Genomic DNA, 14,735 nt, shown 5'->3' with positions numbered 1-14,735 from the left:
CTACAGAAGTAGAGCTGTGCCGCTGCGCCGATGGTCACCCTCCGCTTCCAATCCCTGCCCCGTGCGGCGGACGGTGTGAACGCCGCCAAAATAAAAATTTTGCTCCCGCCAGAGGACGGCTGAGCTGTCTTCGAGATGGAGCGGGGGCTGGAGGTCTGGCTCCAGGTGCAGGATGTGGTTTTCCCAGTGGATGCGGGGGCTGGCAATCGCCTGGGCAAGGGGCATCTGGAAATCGATCAAGTTGGCGAGCACCTGCAAAAGGGCGGTGCGGATGCGTTTGGAACCGCCGGAGCCAAGCACGATCTCAGGCTCTCCGTCGCGCAGGACAATCGAGGGGGCCATCATTGAGGCGATGCGCCTGCCCACGGGCCACTGATCGAAGCCTTCGGGATGGAGATCTTCTTCGCCCAGCATGTTGTTGATCATGATCCCCGTGCCGGGTATGACGTAGGCGGAACCCTCGCCGTTGGTGCTGGTGACGCTCGCTGCGTTGCCCTCGGCGTCGAGGACGCTGATATGGGTCGTGCTTCCCCAATGCCGGCGCAGGCGAGAGCCGTACCTGTCGAGAACCACAGGCGAGAGAAAGGTGTTGTCCTGGCGTTTGAAGTCGGCGCGGCGAGCTTCGTCGGTGAGGCGCATCACTTCGGTGAGTAGCTCAAGATGGGCCGCTGTGCCGAAGCGCAGGGTGCCGATATCGAAGTGGGACAACAGTTGCAGCGCAAAGCAGATAAGCGTGCCGCCCGCACTCGGAGCCGGATTGGTCAACAGCGAGCGGTCCCGATAGGGCCAGCGCAGCGGTTCGCGCTCGATGACGCGGTAGGTCCGTAAGTCCTTTGCCGTCAGATGGCCCCCCAGCCGCTCGCTATCGGCGACGAGGCGATGGGCGATCTCGCCGCGATAAAAGACATCCGGTCCCTCAGCCACCAGCCAATCGAGCGTATCGGCCAGCTCAGGAGCAGCCCAGGGTTCCCCCGGTTTTTGCAAGTGGCCCTGCGGGACAAACAGGGCGCGTGCGCCCGGTGTGGCGAGCAAGATTGGCTCCAGAATGCCCCGGCAGAAGCTTTGAAACGGATCGATCTCCAGCCCGCGCCGGGCCAGTTCGATCGCCGGGGCCGCAACTTTTGCCATCGGCAGACGGCCCAGGCGGCCATGGATATGGAACACGCCCGCCACGGTGCCAGGGACAGCCATCGAGCCAGGACCGATGTGAAATTCCTGCACGGCGTCGCCAAAATCGACGGCGACCGGATAAAAGTGGACTTCCCGCTCCGAGCGCCGTTCACCCGGCGTCTGGGAGAAAAAATCGAACAGAACGCTCTCACCAGTTGCAGTGTGGGCGAGCAAAAAGCCGGCACCTCCCAGGGAAGTGAGGGTTGCCTCGGCCACACAGGCAGCAAGCAGCGCTGCGATCGCAGCGTCGAAGGCGTTGCCCCCCTGGCGCAGAATCTCGATCCCGGCGGCAGCTGTCTGCGGATGACCGGCGGCCACGGCTCCGTGGGTAACGTGCTGCGTAGGCTCTCTCCTTCGGACGTTGGCGCAGTATAGCATCGGTCGTTCCCGATAGTGAGCGCGCCCGCCTGGATGGTACGATAACCCCACCGTCGGGCTCGAAACGGCGCACCTACTGTATCTACTACCCAATTTATGTCAAGGCAAATTGCACTATCGATCCTATCTTCGATTCTGGCCGGCCTGGCAATGGCCCCTGCCGGCTTTGCTCAGCCCTCCAGTCGCCCGATTATCCTCGAAGTCGATGCCACGGAGGCGGCCCGTCAGGTCTTCCACGCCCACCTGACGATACCGGTTACGCCGGGGGAGACCACCCTGGTCTATCCAAAGTGGATTCCGGGCAACCACGCTGCCACGGGGCCGATTCGCAATCTCGTCAATCTCAAACTGAAGGCCGGAGGCCAGACGATTCCCTGGCGGCGGGATCTCGTCGAGATGCACGCTTTTCATCTCACCGTGCCTGCGGGTGTCGAGCAACTGGAGGTCAACTTCGACTTTCTTGCCGGTCGCAACGGCACCGCCACCACCGACAAACTGGCGGTGATCGACTGGAATACCCTGGTCCTCTATCCGGACGGCAACCCGAGCGACAGCCTCACTTATACGGCGAGTCTGAAGCTGCCGTCCGGCTGGCGCTACGGCACGGCTCTACCGGTGGCGAAGGAGGCCAACGGAACGATCGATTTTTTACCCGCCACCCTCACCACCCTCATCGATTCGCCGCTGGTGAGCGGCCAGTACTACCGCAAAGTCGAACTGAGTCCCGCCGGAGTCAATCCCACCCACCAGATCGACCTGGTGGCCGACAGCGCCGAGGCGCTTGCGATCAAACCCAGGCGCATCGAGCAGTATAAGCAGCTGGTGAGCGAAGCCTACGCCCTCTACGGGGCGCGCCACTACCGCGACTATCACTTTCTCTGGACGCTGAGCGATGCGATCGATGGCCGGGGGCTTGAGCACCACGAGTCGAGCGAAAACGGCACCGACGAGCAGACCTTCTCAGACGACACCATTTTTAAGGCAAACGCCGGCCTACTGCCCCACGAGTACACCCACTCCTGGAACGGCAAGTACCGCCGCCCGGCGGATCTGGCGACGCCGGACTATCTGGTGCCGATGAAGGACGATCTGCTCTGGGTCTACGAGGGGCTGACCCAGTACCTGGGCTGGGTGCTCACCGGTCGCAGCGGCCTGCTCGGTCCCGACGAATCCCGCGACGGGCTGGCACTCACCGCCGCCGCGATGGACAACCGCCCTGGCCGGAGCTGGCGGCCCCTGCAGGACACCGCCGACGCCGCGCCCCTGCGCGACAACACCTCCCGCGCCTGGACTACCCTGCGCCGCAGCCAGGACTACTACCCGGAGGGGCTTTTGATCTGGCTGGAGGCGGACACGCTGATTCGCACCAAAAGTGGCGGCAAGCTCTCGCTCAACGACTTTTGCCGCCGCTTCCACGGCGGGCCGGGCGGCGCACCGGCACTCAAGACCTACACCTTCGAGGAGGTGGTCGCCACCCTCAACGCCGTCGTTCCCTACGACTGGGCACAGTTTCTGCGCACCCGGCTGCAATCGACCGCCGAGGGCGCTCCGCTGGGCGGCATCGAGAACGGCGGCTGGAAACTGGTCTACACCCCCGAGCGCTCCGAACTATTTAAGGCAAGTGAGACGGAGGGCAAATTCACCAACCTCGCCTACTCGATCGGTCTGCTGGTCGATAACAAGGAGGGCACGATCATCGATGTCGTGCCGGGCAAGGCGGCAGCAAATGCCGGAATTGCGCCCGATATGAAGCTCCTCGCTGTAAACGGTCGGGCCTGGTCGCCGGAGCGGCTGCGCGAGGCGGTGGCCCAGACCAGGACCGCCAGTGCCCCCCTGGAACTGCTCGTGACCAACAAGGAGTACTACCGCACCTACCGCCTCGACTATAAAGAAGGCGAAAAATATCCTCACCTTGAACGCCAGAAAGGCAGCGCCGATCTGGTAAGCGCCATTCTCAAGCCCCTTGTGCCTCCGCCCAAGTAAGCTCCAAAGCCTCGTGCTCAGGCGGGAACCCAGGCAAATTTGTCAGGGTTCGGGCCGGTGCGCCCCGGCTCGCCCTGGTCGAGGGCAGTGATAGCAGCGATGTCTGCCGGTACGAGTTCAAAGTCAAACAGATCGAAGTTCTCCTGCATCCGCGCCGGTGTGGCCGACTTGGGAAAGACAATGTCGCCGCGCTGGATGTGCCAGCGCAAAACGACCTGGGCTGGAGTTTTGCCTACTTTTTGGGCGATCTGGCCGATGGTCGGGTCGCCCAGCACTTTGCCCTGGGCGATGGGCGACCACGCCTCGGTGACAATGTGATGGGCCTGACCGTAGTGGCGCAGCGCGTCGTTGGTGAAGTAGGGGTGGACCTCGATCTGGTTCACTGCCGGTACGATCTCGGTCTCAGCGATCAGCCGCTCCAGGTGATCGATCTGAAAGTTCGACACGCCGATCGAGCGGGCACGACCGTCGCGGTGAAATTCTTCGAGCGCTTTCCAGGTCGAGACGTAATCGCCGTCGTAGAGCGTGGGCAGGGGCCAGTGAATGAGAAACAGGTCCACATAGTCGAAGCCCAGAGCAGCAAGGGTCGCGTCGAAGGCCCGCCGGGCATCGTCCGGACGATGAAACTTGTTGCTGAGCTTGCTGGTGATAAAGATGTCGTCCCGATCGAGGCCGGAGGCTTTGACCGCTTCGCCCACGCCCTGCTCGTTGCGATACATCTGGGCTGTATCGATGTGCCGGTAGCCGATTTCCAGCGCTCTACCCACCGCCTGGGCGGTGTCCGCCGGGGCAATCTGAAAGACGCCAAAGCCCAGCTGCGGAATCGTTCTACCGTCGTTGAGGGCGATATCGGGAACTGCACTCATGAATTTATCGCGGTAAACAGGCTCTGTGCAGCCTAACACTCGGTGCTGTTGAGGGCCAGTCCAGCTTCAGAAGTTTCTTTATATTTTTTGGACATGTCGTAGCCGGTGGCGCGCATCACCGCGATCACCCGGTCCAGCGAGATCTTTTGCTGCTGGGTGTTACCGGCGGCGAGCAGATAGGCGTTGTAGGCTTTGACCGCCCCCATGGCGTTGCGCTCGATGCACGGAATCTGCACGTAGCCGCCGATCGGGTCGCAGGTCATGCCCAGGTGGTGCTCGATGGCGATCTCAGCGGCGGCCTCCACCGCCTCGACGGGGAGTCCGGCGGCGTGGGTGAGCATCGCTGCCGCCATCGCCGAGGCGGTGCCGATCTCGCCCATGCAACCCATCTCTGCGCCGGAGATGCTGGCGTTGTGCTTGACCAGAAAGCCGACGGCAGCGGCGGCGAGGAGCCCCACGCGCAGTTTTTCGTCGCTGTAGCGGCAGTGTTTTTTGAGCAGATAGCTGACGCCGGGAATGACACCGGAGGCTCCCGAGGTGGGAGCGGTGACGACGATGTGACCGGCGGCATTTTCTTCGGAGGCTGCCAGGCAGTAAGCGTTTAGCAAGACCAGGAAGCTGTCGGAGCCCTCCGGGAGGGTACGGGCGGCCCGCAACAGGCCGGGAGCCTTGCGCTGCAGGTGAATGAAACCGGGCAGCGTGCCCTCGGTTGTAAGGCCGCGCTCGACGGCCCGGTGCATAAAGCCAAAGATGGCGTCGATGCGGCGATCGATCTGGGCGCGGGATTGGCCGGTAAGGGCGATCTCGTTGCGGACGATGAGTTCGGCGAGGCCCAGTTGGTGGCGGGCTAGATGCTCCTTCAATTCGCCCATCGTTCCGTAGGGGTAGGGCGGCTCCCGGCTACTTATAACGGCATCTTCGCCCTTGCGCTGGATGAATCCGCCGCCTACCGAGTAATACTCCTCTTCGTAGAGCGTCCCTTCCACACCTGTGAGGCGAACGATGAGCGTGTTGCTGAAAGGAAAGTCGTGCTGGCCGCGCACAAAATGAATGTGCTGGGCGCTGATCACGAAAGTCCGGTCATGAATCCGAACGGTGTAGCAGTCGTCGGGGCGTGTCAGCAACTGCGAGAATGCTGCAGGATCGCACCCTTCCGGCGTCCAGCCCAACAGCCCCGCCACCAGCGCCCGGTCGGTGCCGTGGCCTTTGCCGGTGGCGCTCAGCGAGCCGTACAAAAAAATATCGATTGCCGCCGCTTGATCCAGCACCGAGCGATCCAGGGCACTGGTGCGACTGAGAAAATCAAACGCCGCCTTCATCGGGCCGATCGTGTGCGAACTGGACGGTCCTGGCCCGACTTTGAACAGATCGAAGATGGAGGTAGTGATGGCACCCATAACCGACTTTTTCAGCGCGGGCAAACGTGCCGCCCTTGCTCCATTATCGGAGGCTAGGGCGATCACCTCTGCAGCGCGTCATATAGCGTCACCTTGATCCGCCCCCGGCAAGCCCGGCTGTTCGCCCAGGTGCTGTTGTCGGGTAGCTTTGCTATCAGGGGCGTGTCCGCCCAAGTACGAACCTTGCCCTAGAGCCTGCGAAATTGATCCGCGTTCAAGGCGAGCAGGACGCGGCCATGTTCGTCCTGGCGGGCGAGTTGCACCAACCATTCCTGGCTGCCCAGCGCCTTTTGCACGGTGCCGGTCTGTCCTCGCCAGTGGCCGAAGAGGACTTCTACGCGCTCCTGCTGGTTGAACGACCGCTGATGTTTCAAGAAAAGACCTCCGCCTCGGCCAGAAACGCCGAGATGCCCGCCAGTTGCCGGGCATCGGACCAGAATGTGATCGGTTTCCCAAAAGTCATGACGTACTCGACAGCGCGCATCACTCCCAGTGCCGTGCGCGGAAAGCGATGGCACACCGGGCCGAAGCGTACCTGCACCTCGGCATCAAAAAGGAGCACGTCCGTATTCATGGGCAAGAAGGGAACATCAGTTTCCTAACTATAGCAGTGCTTTTTGGACAGGAAATATCCGGTGTGTAAATTGTTGATGAAAAACGCTCGCCAGAACAAGATCCTGGACGTCTATCGTCGGAAATTGTTCTTCGATCAGGGTTGGCCCAGGTACTCCTGCAGCCCGCTAGTAATCGCCTCGACAAGCCGTTCCTGATAAGCCGGATCGCGTAGCTGGGCGCGCTCGGCGGGGTTGGAGATAAAGCCGACTTCGAGCAGCACCGCCGGGACGCTGTTGCGGTGGGTGACGTAGAGGCTGCGCACGTGTACGCGCCGATCGGGCTTGCCGGTGCGGGCGATCAGGTGGCGGTGCAGGGTGTAGGCGAGGCGGGCGCTCTGGGGGGTAGTGTAGTAGGTTTCGATGCCGTAGGGGGCACTGCTGCCGTCGGAGCAGTTGATGTGGATGCTCACAAAAAGCTGGGCCTGACTGTCGTTGGTGATGCTGACCCGACCGGCCAGCGGAATGAACGTGTCGTCTGAGCGGGTGAGGGTGGTTTGATAGTTGAGGCGGCGCAGATGGGTGTCGAGGCGCTGTATCAGGCTGAGGGTCAGATCTTTTTCGTCCACGCCGCCGCGTTGGGCTCCTGGATCGTAGCCGCCGTGTCCGGCATCGAGCACGATGCGCACGGTGCCGGTCTGCTGGTTGGCGGCTGGATCGGGCTGGGCTTTGGGATAGACAGGCAGCAGGATGTGCCGGGGATCGGCGAGGGGCTGGGGATCGCCGATGCGCATCTGCGGCGCAACCTGCACCAGGGCAACCACCGTGCGCTCGTCGCTCTGCTGCAGTTGCAGCCTGGCCGGTGCTCCGTCATCCAGGACGGGCGCTGCTAGATCCGGGGCAAGCCTGGTAGCGACAAAGGCCAGGCGAAAAAGATTCGGATTGTCCCAGCCGGTCGCCAGTTGGGGCGGTCGATCGAAGGTAAAGATGAAGCCGCTACTTACCGCCTCGACAGAAAGCACGGCACTCACAGGCTGCGGCTCTGCCTGGGGTTCAGGTGCCGGCTGGGGCGCTTCTACAGTTGGAATCGGCGTCGGCATCGGCATCGGCTCCTCTGCCCCCACCGGCAGTGCCCAGAGCCAGAGAGCGAATATCGCAGCGCCCAGAGACCAGTAATTGCCTTGAGAACCGAACCAGTTTTTCATCGCACCCCTCACGTCGCCGTTTGCCCTGGGGCTGATTGTATCGCGATAACGATTCTCAATTGTTGCTGTTGAGCATTCTGGCTTCCGGCTGGGCCAGTCGCGGTGCGGTGGTAGGGTAATGGGAGTGGCGGGACAGGAAGATGGGCAGTTGCGACGATTGTCCTTTGCGCGGTGCTGGAGGGAGCACTTCTTGCTATCTACTCGTGCCGGAGGAGGGCAAGACGAACGTGCGCCTCGCAGACTGTCTTGCCAGTCTGCAGCAGCCCAACGTGTCCCCTCTGAGCGGGCTTTTTCTACGCCGGGTGGATCTGCGCGGGCTCGTCGTATCTAACAAGCGCATCGAAGGAGCGGACCTGAGCGGGGCCGACCTGAGAGGGGCAGTGTTCAACAGGGTCACTTTGCACGATTGTCTGCTCAATGACGCCGACTTCGAGAACGCCGTGCTCCAGGACGTCGATTTTCGAGGAGCAAAGGGTCTGCGCGGCCTGCTTTTTTACAATGCGATTGCTTTACCAATTCGCCTACCGGATCTAGATGAACTGGAGCTGCCCTGCGCCTACGAGCAGAAGCAGCAATGGCCAAAAGCCGAGTACGTCTACCGCATCCTCAAAGAAAGTTACAGAACCCACGGAATGAACAAATATAGTGGCTTCTGCTACGAGCGCGAGATGGAGATGCAGCGCCGCCAGGCACGCGGCTGGGAATGGCTGGCACTGACGGTGCTGTGGCTCAGTTGCGGCTACGGCGAGCGGCCCGAGCGCACGGTGGTGAGCGCACTTTTGATCATTCTGGGCTTTGCCCTCGCCTACACCAATTTGACCCTCGTCGGCTCGGCGGGTGACATTCACCGCGACCTGGCCCAGGCTCTCTACTTTAGCGTGATCACCTTCAGTACGACCGGCTACGGCGATATTCACCCGCAGGGATGGGCCCAGGTCTTCGCTGCAAGCGAAGCGCTCGTCGGTTCTTTTACCATCGCCCTGTTCGTCTTTGTCTTCTGTCGGCGGATGACCCGCTAACTGCCAGAGAACGTGCCGCTGAAGACGCGGTTAAGGGTCTCGGTCTCAAGGATCTTGCCGGTACCGAGCACGACGCAGTTGAGGGGTTCTTCGGCGACGTGGACGGCGATGCCCGTCTCGTGGCTGATAAGGCCATCCAGGCCCTTAAGTAAAGCCCCACCGCCCGCCAGCACGATGCCGCGATCGTAGATGTCGGCGGCCAGTTCCGGAGGAGCCTGCTCAAGGGTGCGCTTGACCGCCTCGACGATCGCCGAGAGGGGTTCGCTCATGCTCTCGCGCACCTCCGCCGCATGGATGGTGATCGTGCGCGGCAGGCCGGAGAGCATGTGCAGCCCCCGCACCTCCATCTTTTCTTCGTCGTCTTTATGGGGAAAGGCAGAACCTATCTGCATCTTGATCTGCTCGGAAGTCCGCTCACCGATGACCAGATTGTGCAGTTTCTTAAGATACTGGCCGATCGACTCGTTCATCTCGTCACCCGCCACCCGCACCGATTCGGAGACGACGCTGCCCTGCAGTGAGATGATCGCGACCTCGGTCGTGCCGCCGCCGATATCGACGATCATGCTGCCCACCGGCTCTGAGATCGGTAAGCCCGCTCCGATGGCAGCGGCGATCGGCTCTTCGACCAGAAAGACTTCCTTGGCTCCCGCCTGGACGGCTGCTTCCATAACGGCCCGGCGCTCGACACCGGTGACACCGCTCGGGATGCCGATGACCATGCGCGGTGCGAGCAGCGAACGGCCCATCACCCGCCGGATAAAGTGCTGCAGCATCAACTCGGTAGCGTCAAAATCGGCGATCACCCCGTCGCGCAACGGTCTTGAGGCGGTGATGTTGCCGGGGGTGCGGCCAAGCATCTGCCGCGCCTCTTCGCCCACCGCCAGCAGTTTCTTGCTGTCGCGGTCAAAGGCGACGACCGAGGGTTCTGAGAGTACGACTCCCTGCCCGGCAATGTAGACGCACGTATTGGCTGTGCCCAGATCGATGCCGATGTCGCGCCGAATGCGGTTGAACAATCCCATAGACTCCTGCACCTCTGCTGATCGCCTCTATATCCTGCATCAACTGGTCGATTTTGCTCAAATCAAATCCACCGGTTGTGGGCAAGGGCACATAGAGGATAGCAGGCGACGGCGCATCGGTAAACTCAGCAGCCGCGCGGGCACAGAAAGCTATTGTCTACAATCAGATAGGTTTCCCACAGTCCCCGCTGCAGATGGTGGCTGCCCAGGACCCGCCGCGCACAGTGCGGGCACTCACCGTGCAGAGTGCCGTCCATCCGCAGCCACCAGCTCAATGTCCCGCAGCGCGGGCATTCGATGTACCTGCCCAGTCCAATATTCGATCGCTTAACCAGCAGTGTGCCCATGACAGCCTCCCTTGGTCACGGGATTAAAACCCTTGCCTCAGGTGTAGTCCCGACCAGAGATTCGGGTTTAGCTCTTTTACAAAAGCTCACACGCCGCTGCTGCCAAAGCCACCATCCTGGCGCTCGGTTCCATCGAGCGCTTCGACTTCCAGCAGGTGAACCGTCGGTACCGGCAGGACGACGAGTTGGGCGATGCGATGGCCGCGCTCGACGGTAAAAGCCTGCTGGCTGTGGTTGATGAGCAGGACGACGATCTCACCCCTGTAGCCACTGTCGATCAAGCCGGGAGTGTTGAGAACGCTGATACCGTGCCGCATCGCGAGGCCGGAACGGGGCTGCACAAAGGCCATGTATCCGGCGGGTAAACCCAGAGCAATTCCTGTCGGAATCCGCTCAAACGTCGCAGCGGCGATCGTGAGTGTCCTGGTATTGGCCGCATACAGATCCAGGCCGGCGTCGCCCGTATGGGCATAGGTGGGCAGTTGATAGCAGTGGGGCAGCCGCTGGACGGCGACGCGGACAGCATTCATAAAAGAAGAATCGACGGCGATCGATCTAAAAGATGGCACCGACAGCCGGACAAATCAAAGCGCAGGCACAGCAACTCGGATTTCACAAAGTCGGGATCGCTCACGCCGACGCCCTCACAGCCGATCCCGATTGGCTGCGCGAATGGCTCGCTCAAGGCTACGCCGCCGACATGCAGTGGATGCACGATCCGCGCCGCCAGGACATCCAGCAGGTGCTGCCCGGTGTGCAGTCGGTGATCTGTGTCGCTCTCAACTACAGCGTCCCGCAGGAGGACCCCTGCCCCGATCAAGCCCGCATTGCCCGCTACGCCCTCGGGCGAGACTATCACAAGGTTCTGGGCCGCCCCCTCAAAGCCCTGGCCCGCTGGATCGAGGCGAGCGCCCCTGGCCACCGGGCGATTGCCTACGTCGATACCGGTCCAATTCAAGAAAAAGCCTGGGCCCAGGCTGCCGGATTGGGCTGGATTGGCAAGAACGCCTGTCTTATTACCCTCGAATACGGCTCGTGGGTTTTTCTGGGCGAAGTACTCACCACAGTCGAGTTAGAACCGGACGGAGCCCACGCCAACTACTGCGGCAGTTGCACCCGCTGTCTTGCTGCCTGCCCGACTGCCGCCATCGTGCGCCCCGCTCAAGTCGATGCGCGCGCCTGCCTTGCCTACCACACGATCGAGAACCGCGCCGAACGGCTACCGGCGACGATTTCCAGTCAGCAGCACAACTGGGTGGTCGGCTGCGATCTCTGCCAGAGCTGCTGCCCCTACAACCAGCGGGCCGAGCGCTGGGGACACTACAGCGATGTGGCAGATTTTGCGCCCCGCGAGCCGTGGCAGCGCCTCGATCTTCAAAGGGCGCAGCAGATGAGCGACGACGAGTTTGATCGCCTGAGTACCGGCAGTGCGATCCGGCGCGTCAGGGCAAGCGGGCTGCGCCGCAACGCTCAAAGTGCCCTGGGCGAATGAAAACCACTGGCCTACTGGCCTTTAGCAGACGAATTGGTGAGAATGAGGGCGTTCTTTTTTGCCCGACCCCACTATGAATGCATCCCTTTTGAGCGGAGCGCACTGGCCCGGTTTGATCGAGCATTATCGCGAGTTTTTACCGGTCAGTGACAGGACACCGATTGTCACCCTGCGGGAGGGCAACACTCCCCTCATTGAACTTGCGGCGGTGGGCGAGCGGCTCGGACGCGGTATCCGGGTATGGGCAAAATTCGACGGGCTCAACCCGACCGGCAGCTTCAAAGATCGCGGGATGACGATGGCGGTGTCTAAGGCCAAAGAAGCGCGCGCCGAGGCAGTCCTCTGCGCCAGTACAGGCAATACATCCGCTGCCGCCGCCGCCTACGCCGCCCGCGCCGGTCTGCGCGCCTTTGTGCTCATCCCCGAAGGCTACGTGGCCCTGGGCAAGCTCGCCCAGGCAGTGATCTACGGAGCTGAGGTGATCGCCATTCGCGGCAACTTCGATCAGGCCCTTGCGATCGTGCGGGCGGTGGCTGAGCGCTACCCGATCAACCTGGTCAATTCGGTCAACCCTTACCGGCTGCAGGGGCAAAAAACCGCTGCCTTCGAGATCTGTGATCAACTCGGTACCGCCCCCCACTGGCTGTGCATTCCCGTCGGCAACGCGGGCAATATCGCCGCCTACTGGATGGGCTTCAGCGAGTACGCCGAGCGCGGGCGCATCCGCGAGCGGCCCCGGCTGCAGGGCTTCGAGGCCAGTGGTGCAGCGGCTCTGGTGGGCGGCAGTGTCCAGCCGGTGGCCCGCCCTGAGACGGTGGCCACCGCCATCCGCATCGGCAACCCGGCAAGCGGCAGCCTCGCTATCGCCGCTGCCCAGCAAAGTGGCGGGGCGATCCGGGCGGTGAGCGACCCTGAAATTCTGGCAGCCTACCAGCTGCTTGCCCGCGAAGAGGGCATCTTCTGTGAACCGGCGAGTGCGGCGGCAGTGGCGGGGCTGCTCAAGTTCGGCCACGAGGCGGCCTCCGGTAGCCAGGTCGTCTGTGTCCTCACCGGCAATGGCCTCAAAGATCCCGACTGTGCGCTAAGGGTTTCAACGCTAGAAGTCTCTCCAGGATTAGATCCTGAGGTTTCGGCGGTGGCAAGGGCAATGGGCTTTTAAAAAAAGTGGCCAGGGGGGTTGACGACCCCAGCCAAATCTCGATATAGTCGTGATTGTCGAATCGCGCTCCCAAGGAGCCGGACGGCACCGAACCTTGAAAAGCTGAATAGTTTGGAAGCCAAGCAAACAAGCTCGTAAAACAACTCGGTCAATTCTTCGGAAAAGACCAAACTGTTCCGGAGCAATGCTCTGGAGCCAACTTCAAACAAACCAAAATGGAGAGTTTGATCCTGGCTCAGGATGAACGCTGGCGGCGTGCTTAACACATGCAAGTCGAACGAGATCTTCGGATCTAGTGGCGGACGGGTGAGTAACACGTGGGAATCTGCCCTCAGGAGGGGGATAACATTCGGAAACGAGTGCTAATACCCCATATGCCGCAAGGTGAAATGAATTTCGCCTGAGGATGAGCCCGCGTCTGATTAGCTAGTTGGTGGGGTAATGGCCTACCAAGGCGACGATCAGTAGCTGGTCTGAGAGGATGATCAGCCACACTGGGACTGAGACACGGCCCAGACTCCTACGGGAGGCAGCAGTGGGGAATTTTCCGCAATGGGCGAAAGCCTGACGGAGCAACGCCGCGTGGGTGATGAAGGCCCGTGGGTCGTAAAACCCTTTTGTCAGGGACGAAACCTGACGGTACCTGACGAATAAGCATCGGCTAACTCCGTGCCAGCAGCCGCGGTAATACGGAGGATGCAAGCGTTATCCGGAATTATTGGGCGTAAAGCGTACGTAGGTGGCCAGCCAAGTCTGGGGTCAAAGCCCGCAGCCTAACTGCGGAAAGGCCCTGGAAACTGGTTGGCTAGAGTGCGGTAGGGGCAAGGGGAATTCCCGGTGTAGCGGTGAAATGTGGAGATATCGGGAAGAACACCAGCGGCGAAAGCGCCTTGCTGGACCGCAACTGACGCTGAGGTACGAAAGCCAGGGGAGCAAATGGGATTAGATACCCCAGTAGTCCTGGCCGTAAACGTTGGACACTAGGTGTTGCGCGTATCGACCCGTGCAGTGCCGTAGCTAACGCGTTAAGTGTCCCGCCTGGGGAGTACGCACGCAAGTGTGAAACTCAAAGGAATTGACGGGGGCCCGCACAAGCGGTGGAGCATGTGGTTTAATTCGATGCAACGCGAAGAACCTTACCAGGGCTTGACATGTCGCGAACCTCGCGGAAACGTGGGGGTGCCTTCGGGAACGCGAACACAGGTGCTGCATGGCTGTCGTCAGCTCGTGTCGTGAGATGTTGGGTTAAGTCCCGCAACGAGCGCAACCCTCGTCGTCAGTTGCCATCATTCAGTTGGGCACTCTGGCGAGACTGCCGGTGACAAACCGGAGGAAGGTGGGGATGACGTCAAGTCAGCATGGCTCTTACGTCCTGGGCTACACACGTGCTACAATGGTTCGGATAAAGGGCTGCAATCCCGCGAGGGGGAGCCAATCCCATAAACCGAATCTCAGTTCGGATTGTAGGCTGCAACTCGCCTACATGAAGTCGGAATCGCTAGTAATCGCAGGTCAGCATACTGCGGTGAATACGTTCCCGGGCCTTGTACACACCGCCCGTCACACCATGGGAGCTGGTCATGCCCGAAGTCGGTATCCTAACCGCAAGGAGGGAGCCGCCGAAGGCGGGGCCGGTGACTGGGGTGAAGTCGTAACAAGGTAGCCGTACCGGAAGGTGCGGCTGGATCACCTCCTTTCTAGGGAGACCCCCGGCTCCTCCTGAACCGCACTTCGGAATGTGTATGCGGTCGAGGATGTCCGGTATCCTAGGTCGACGAGTTTGTGGCTTTCAAACTATTCGCGGTTCGGCTTCGTAGCTGCGAGGCTACAGATTTTGGGCTATTAGCTCAGGTGGTTAGAGCGCACCCCTGATAAGGGTGAGGTCCCTGGTTCGAGTCCAGGATGGCCCACATCCGGTTTGGGGGCATAGCTCAGCTGGTAGAGCGCCTGCTTTGCACGCAGGAGGTCAGCGGTTCGAGTCCGCTTGTCTCCACCACTCTGGAGCGAAAGCTTCCAATTGCGTTCCCGAGAGCAATATGCTACCTTGGGGATCTGCAAAAAATCAGCACCTTGAAAACTGCATAGTGACGTAACAAGTCAACAAGTAGACCACCAATGGGCCGGTTACGAATTTGATGTAACC

The 14,735-nt window shown here is 61.2% G+C and carries 13 protein-coding genes, 2 tRNA genes and 1 rRNA gene; 7 read left to right on the top strand and 9 right to left on the bottom strand.

Annotated elements, in window-relative coordinates; translation table 11 throughout:
* Nucleotides 1–1,488, bottom strand: coding sequence for a gamma-glutamyltransferase family protein (locus GKIL_RS12680; protein WP_041243929.1), 1,488 nt, complete (start codon nucleotides 1,486–1,488; stop codon nucleotides 1–3).
* A gap of 210 nt (nucleotides 1,489–1,698) precedes the next feature.
* Between GKIL_RS12680 and GKIL_RS12675 the strand changes: the two genes are divergently transcribed.
* Nucleotides 1,699–3,531 carry a M61 family metallopeptidase gene (locus GKIL_RS12675; protein WP_023174029.1) on the top strand — a complete coding sequence of 611 codons (1,833 nt, stop codon included), beginning with the start codon at nucleotides 1,699–1,701 and terminating at the stop codon, nucleotides 3,529–3,531.
* A gap of 17 nt (nucleotides 3,532–3,548) precedes the next feature.
* Here the strand turns inward: GKIL_RS12675 and GKIL_RS12670 are convergent, their stop codons facing one another.
* The 5 genes from GKIL_RS12670 to GKIL_RS12650 all read right to left on the bottom strand — a co-directional run bounded on the left by GKIL_RS12670 (nucleotide 3,549) and on the right by GKIL_RS12650 (nucleotide 7,550).
* Nucleotides 3,549–4,397 carry an aldo/keto reductase gene (locus GKIL_RS12670; protein WP_023174028.1) on the bottom strand — a complete coding sequence of 283 codons (849 nt, stop codon included), beginning with the start codon at nucleotides 4,395–4,397 and terminating at the stop codon, nucleotides 3,549–3,551.
* Between the two features lie 32 nt (nucleotides 4,398–4,429).
* Nucleotides 4,430–5,794 carry an L-serine ammonia-lyase gene (locus GKIL_RS12665; protein WP_023174027.1) on the bottom strand — a complete coding sequence of 455 codons (1,365 nt, stop codon included), beginning with the start codon at nucleotides 5,792–5,794 and terminating at the stop codon, nucleotides 4,430–4,432.
* Between the two features lie 188 nt (nucleotides 5,795–5,982).
* Complete coding sequence (locus GKIL_RS12660; RefSeq protein ID WP_023174026.1) at nucleotides 5,983–6,168, bottom strand: hypothetical protein; 186 nt, start codon at nucleotides 6,166–6,168, stop codon at nucleotides 5,983–5,985.
* Nucleotides 6,165–6,374, bottom strand: a complete 210-nt coding sequence (locus GKIL_RS12655; protein ID WP_144080387.1) for a hypothetical protein — start codon at nucleotides 6,372–6,374, stop codon at nucleotides 6,165–6,167. The genes GKIL_RS12660 and GKIL_RS12655 overlap by 4 nt, the downstream gene beginning before the upstream one ends.
* Before the next feature lie 129 nt (nucleotides 6,375–6,503).
* On the bottom strand, nucleotides 6,504–7,550 hold the full coding sequence (locus tag GKIL_RS12650) for an N-acetylmuramoyl-L-alanine amidase family protein (protein ID WP_023174024.1): 1,047 nt from the start codon (nucleotides 7,548–7,550) through the stop codon (nucleotides 6,504–6,506).
* 140 nt (nucleotides 7,551–7,690) lie between these two features.
* On the opposite strand from GKIL_RS12650, the gene GKIL_RS22715 reads away from it, so the two are divergent.
* Nucleotides 7,691–8,569, top strand: coding sequence for an ion channel (locus GKIL_RS22715; RefSeq protein WP_023174023.1), 879 nt, complete (start codon nucleotides 7,691–7,693; stop codon nucleotides 8,567–8,569).
* On the opposite strand, the gene GKIL_RS12640 is transcribed toward GKIL_RS22715, so the two are convergent.
* The 3 genes from GKIL_RS12640 to dut form a co-directional block, all read right to left on the bottom strand.
* Nucleotides 8,566–9,594 carry a rod shape-determining protein gene (locus GKIL_RS12640; protein ID WP_023174022.1) on the bottom strand — a complete coding sequence of 343 codons (1,029 nt, stop codon included), beginning with the start codon at nucleotides 9,592–9,594 and terminating at the stop codon, nucleotides 8,566–8,568. The two genes, GKIL_RS22715 and GKIL_RS12640, sit on opposite strands and share 4 nt — an antisense overlap.
* Nucleotides 9,595–9,719: 125 nt before the next feature.
* Entirely contained in the window at nucleotides 9,720–9,941 is a 222-nt protein-coding gene (locus GKIL_RS24800; protein ID WP_023174021.1) for a hypothetical protein, read from the bottom strand.
* Between the two features lie 86 nt (nucleotides 9,942–10,027).
* Nucleotides 10,028–10,510, bottom strand: coding sequence for a dUTP diphosphatase (gene dut / locus GKIL_RS12635; RefSeq protein ID WP_245595847.1), 483 nt, complete (start codon nucleotides 10,508–10,510; stop codon nucleotides 10,028–10,030).
* Here dut and queG point away from each other — a divergent pair.
* The 5 genes from queG to GKIL_RS12610 all read left to right on the top strand — a co-directional run bounded on the left by queG (nucleotide 10,504) and on the right by GKIL_RS12610 (nucleotide 14,588).
* Nucleotides 10,504–11,433, top strand: a complete 930-nt coding sequence (gene queG, locus GKIL_RS12630) for a tRNA epoxyqueuosine(34) reductase QueG (RefSeq protein ID WP_023174018.1) — start codon at nucleotides 10,504–10,506, stop codon at nucleotides 11,431–11,433. The genes dut and queG overlap by 7 nt on opposite strands.
* Nucleotides 11,434–11,506: 73 nt before the next feature.
* Nucleotides 11,507–12,592 (top strand): threonine synthase, encoded by a 1,086-nt coding sequence (gene thrC / locus GKIL_RS12625; protein WP_023174017.1) that lies wholly within the window; start codon nucleotides 11,507–11,509, stop codon nucleotides 12,590–12,592.
* Nucleotides 12,593–12,804: 212 nt separating this feature from the next.
* A 16S ribosomal RNA gene (locus tag GKIL_RS12620) occupies nucleotides 12,805–14,289 on the top strand.
* Between the two features lie 139 nt (nucleotides 14,290–14,428).
* Nucleotides 14,429–14,502 (top strand) — tRNA-Ile (locus GKIL_RS12615).
* A 10-nt stretch (nucleotides 14,503–14,512) separates the two neighbouring features.
* Nucleotides 14,513–14,588, top strand: a tRNA-Ala gene (locus tag GKIL_RS12610).
* Nucleotides 14,589–14,735 lie beyond the last annotated feature (147 nt).

The organism is Gloeobacter kilaueensis JS1 (assembly GCF_000484535.1).
Classification (GTDB): domain Bacteria; phylum Cyanobacteriota; class Cyanobacteriia; order Gloeobacterales; family Gloeobacteraceae; genus Gloeobacter; species Gloeobacter kilaueensis.
Note: the sequence above shows the minus strand (reverse complement) of the source record. Positions and strands in the feature narration are given on the sequence as shown.

Bases quoted from the DNA above. Each gene is read 5' to 3' on its own strand.
- GKIL_RS12665 (WP_023174027.1), bottom strand. From the start codon at position 5,794: ATGGGTGCCATCACTACCTCCATCTTCGATCTGTTCAAAGTCGGGCCA.
- thrC (WP_023174017.1), top strand. From the start codon at position 11,507: ATGAATGCATCCCTTTTGAGCGGAGCGCACTGGCCCGGTTTGATCGAG.
- GKIL_RS22715 (WP_023174023.1), top strand. From the start codon at position 7,691: ATGGGCAGTTGCGACGATTGTCCTTTGCGCGGTGCTGGAGGGAGCACT.
- GKIL_RS12670 (WP_023174028.1), bottom strand. From the start codon at position 4,397: ATGAGTGCAGTTCCCGATATCGCCCTCAACGACGGTAGAACGATTCCG.
- GKIL_RS12675 (WP_023174029.1), top strand. From the start codon at position 1,699: ATGGCCCCTGCCGGCTTTGCTCAGCCCTCCAGTCGCCCGATTATCCTC.
- GKIL_RS24800 (WP_023174021.1), bottom strand. From the start codon at position 9,941: ATGGGCACACTGCTGGTTAAGCGATCGAATATTGGACTGGGCAGGTAC.
- queG (WP_023174018.1), top strand. From the start codon at position 10,504: ATGGCACCGACAGCCGGACAAATCAAAGCGCAGGCACAGCAACTCGGA.
- GKIL_RS12650 (WP_023174024.1), bottom strand. From the start codon at position 7,550: ATGAAAAACTGGTTCGGTTCTCAAGGCAATTACTGGTCTCTGGGCGCT.
- GKIL_RS12640 (WP_023174022.1), bottom strand. From the start codon at position 9,594: ATGGGATTGTTCAACCGCATTCGGCGCGACATCGGCATCGATCTGGGC.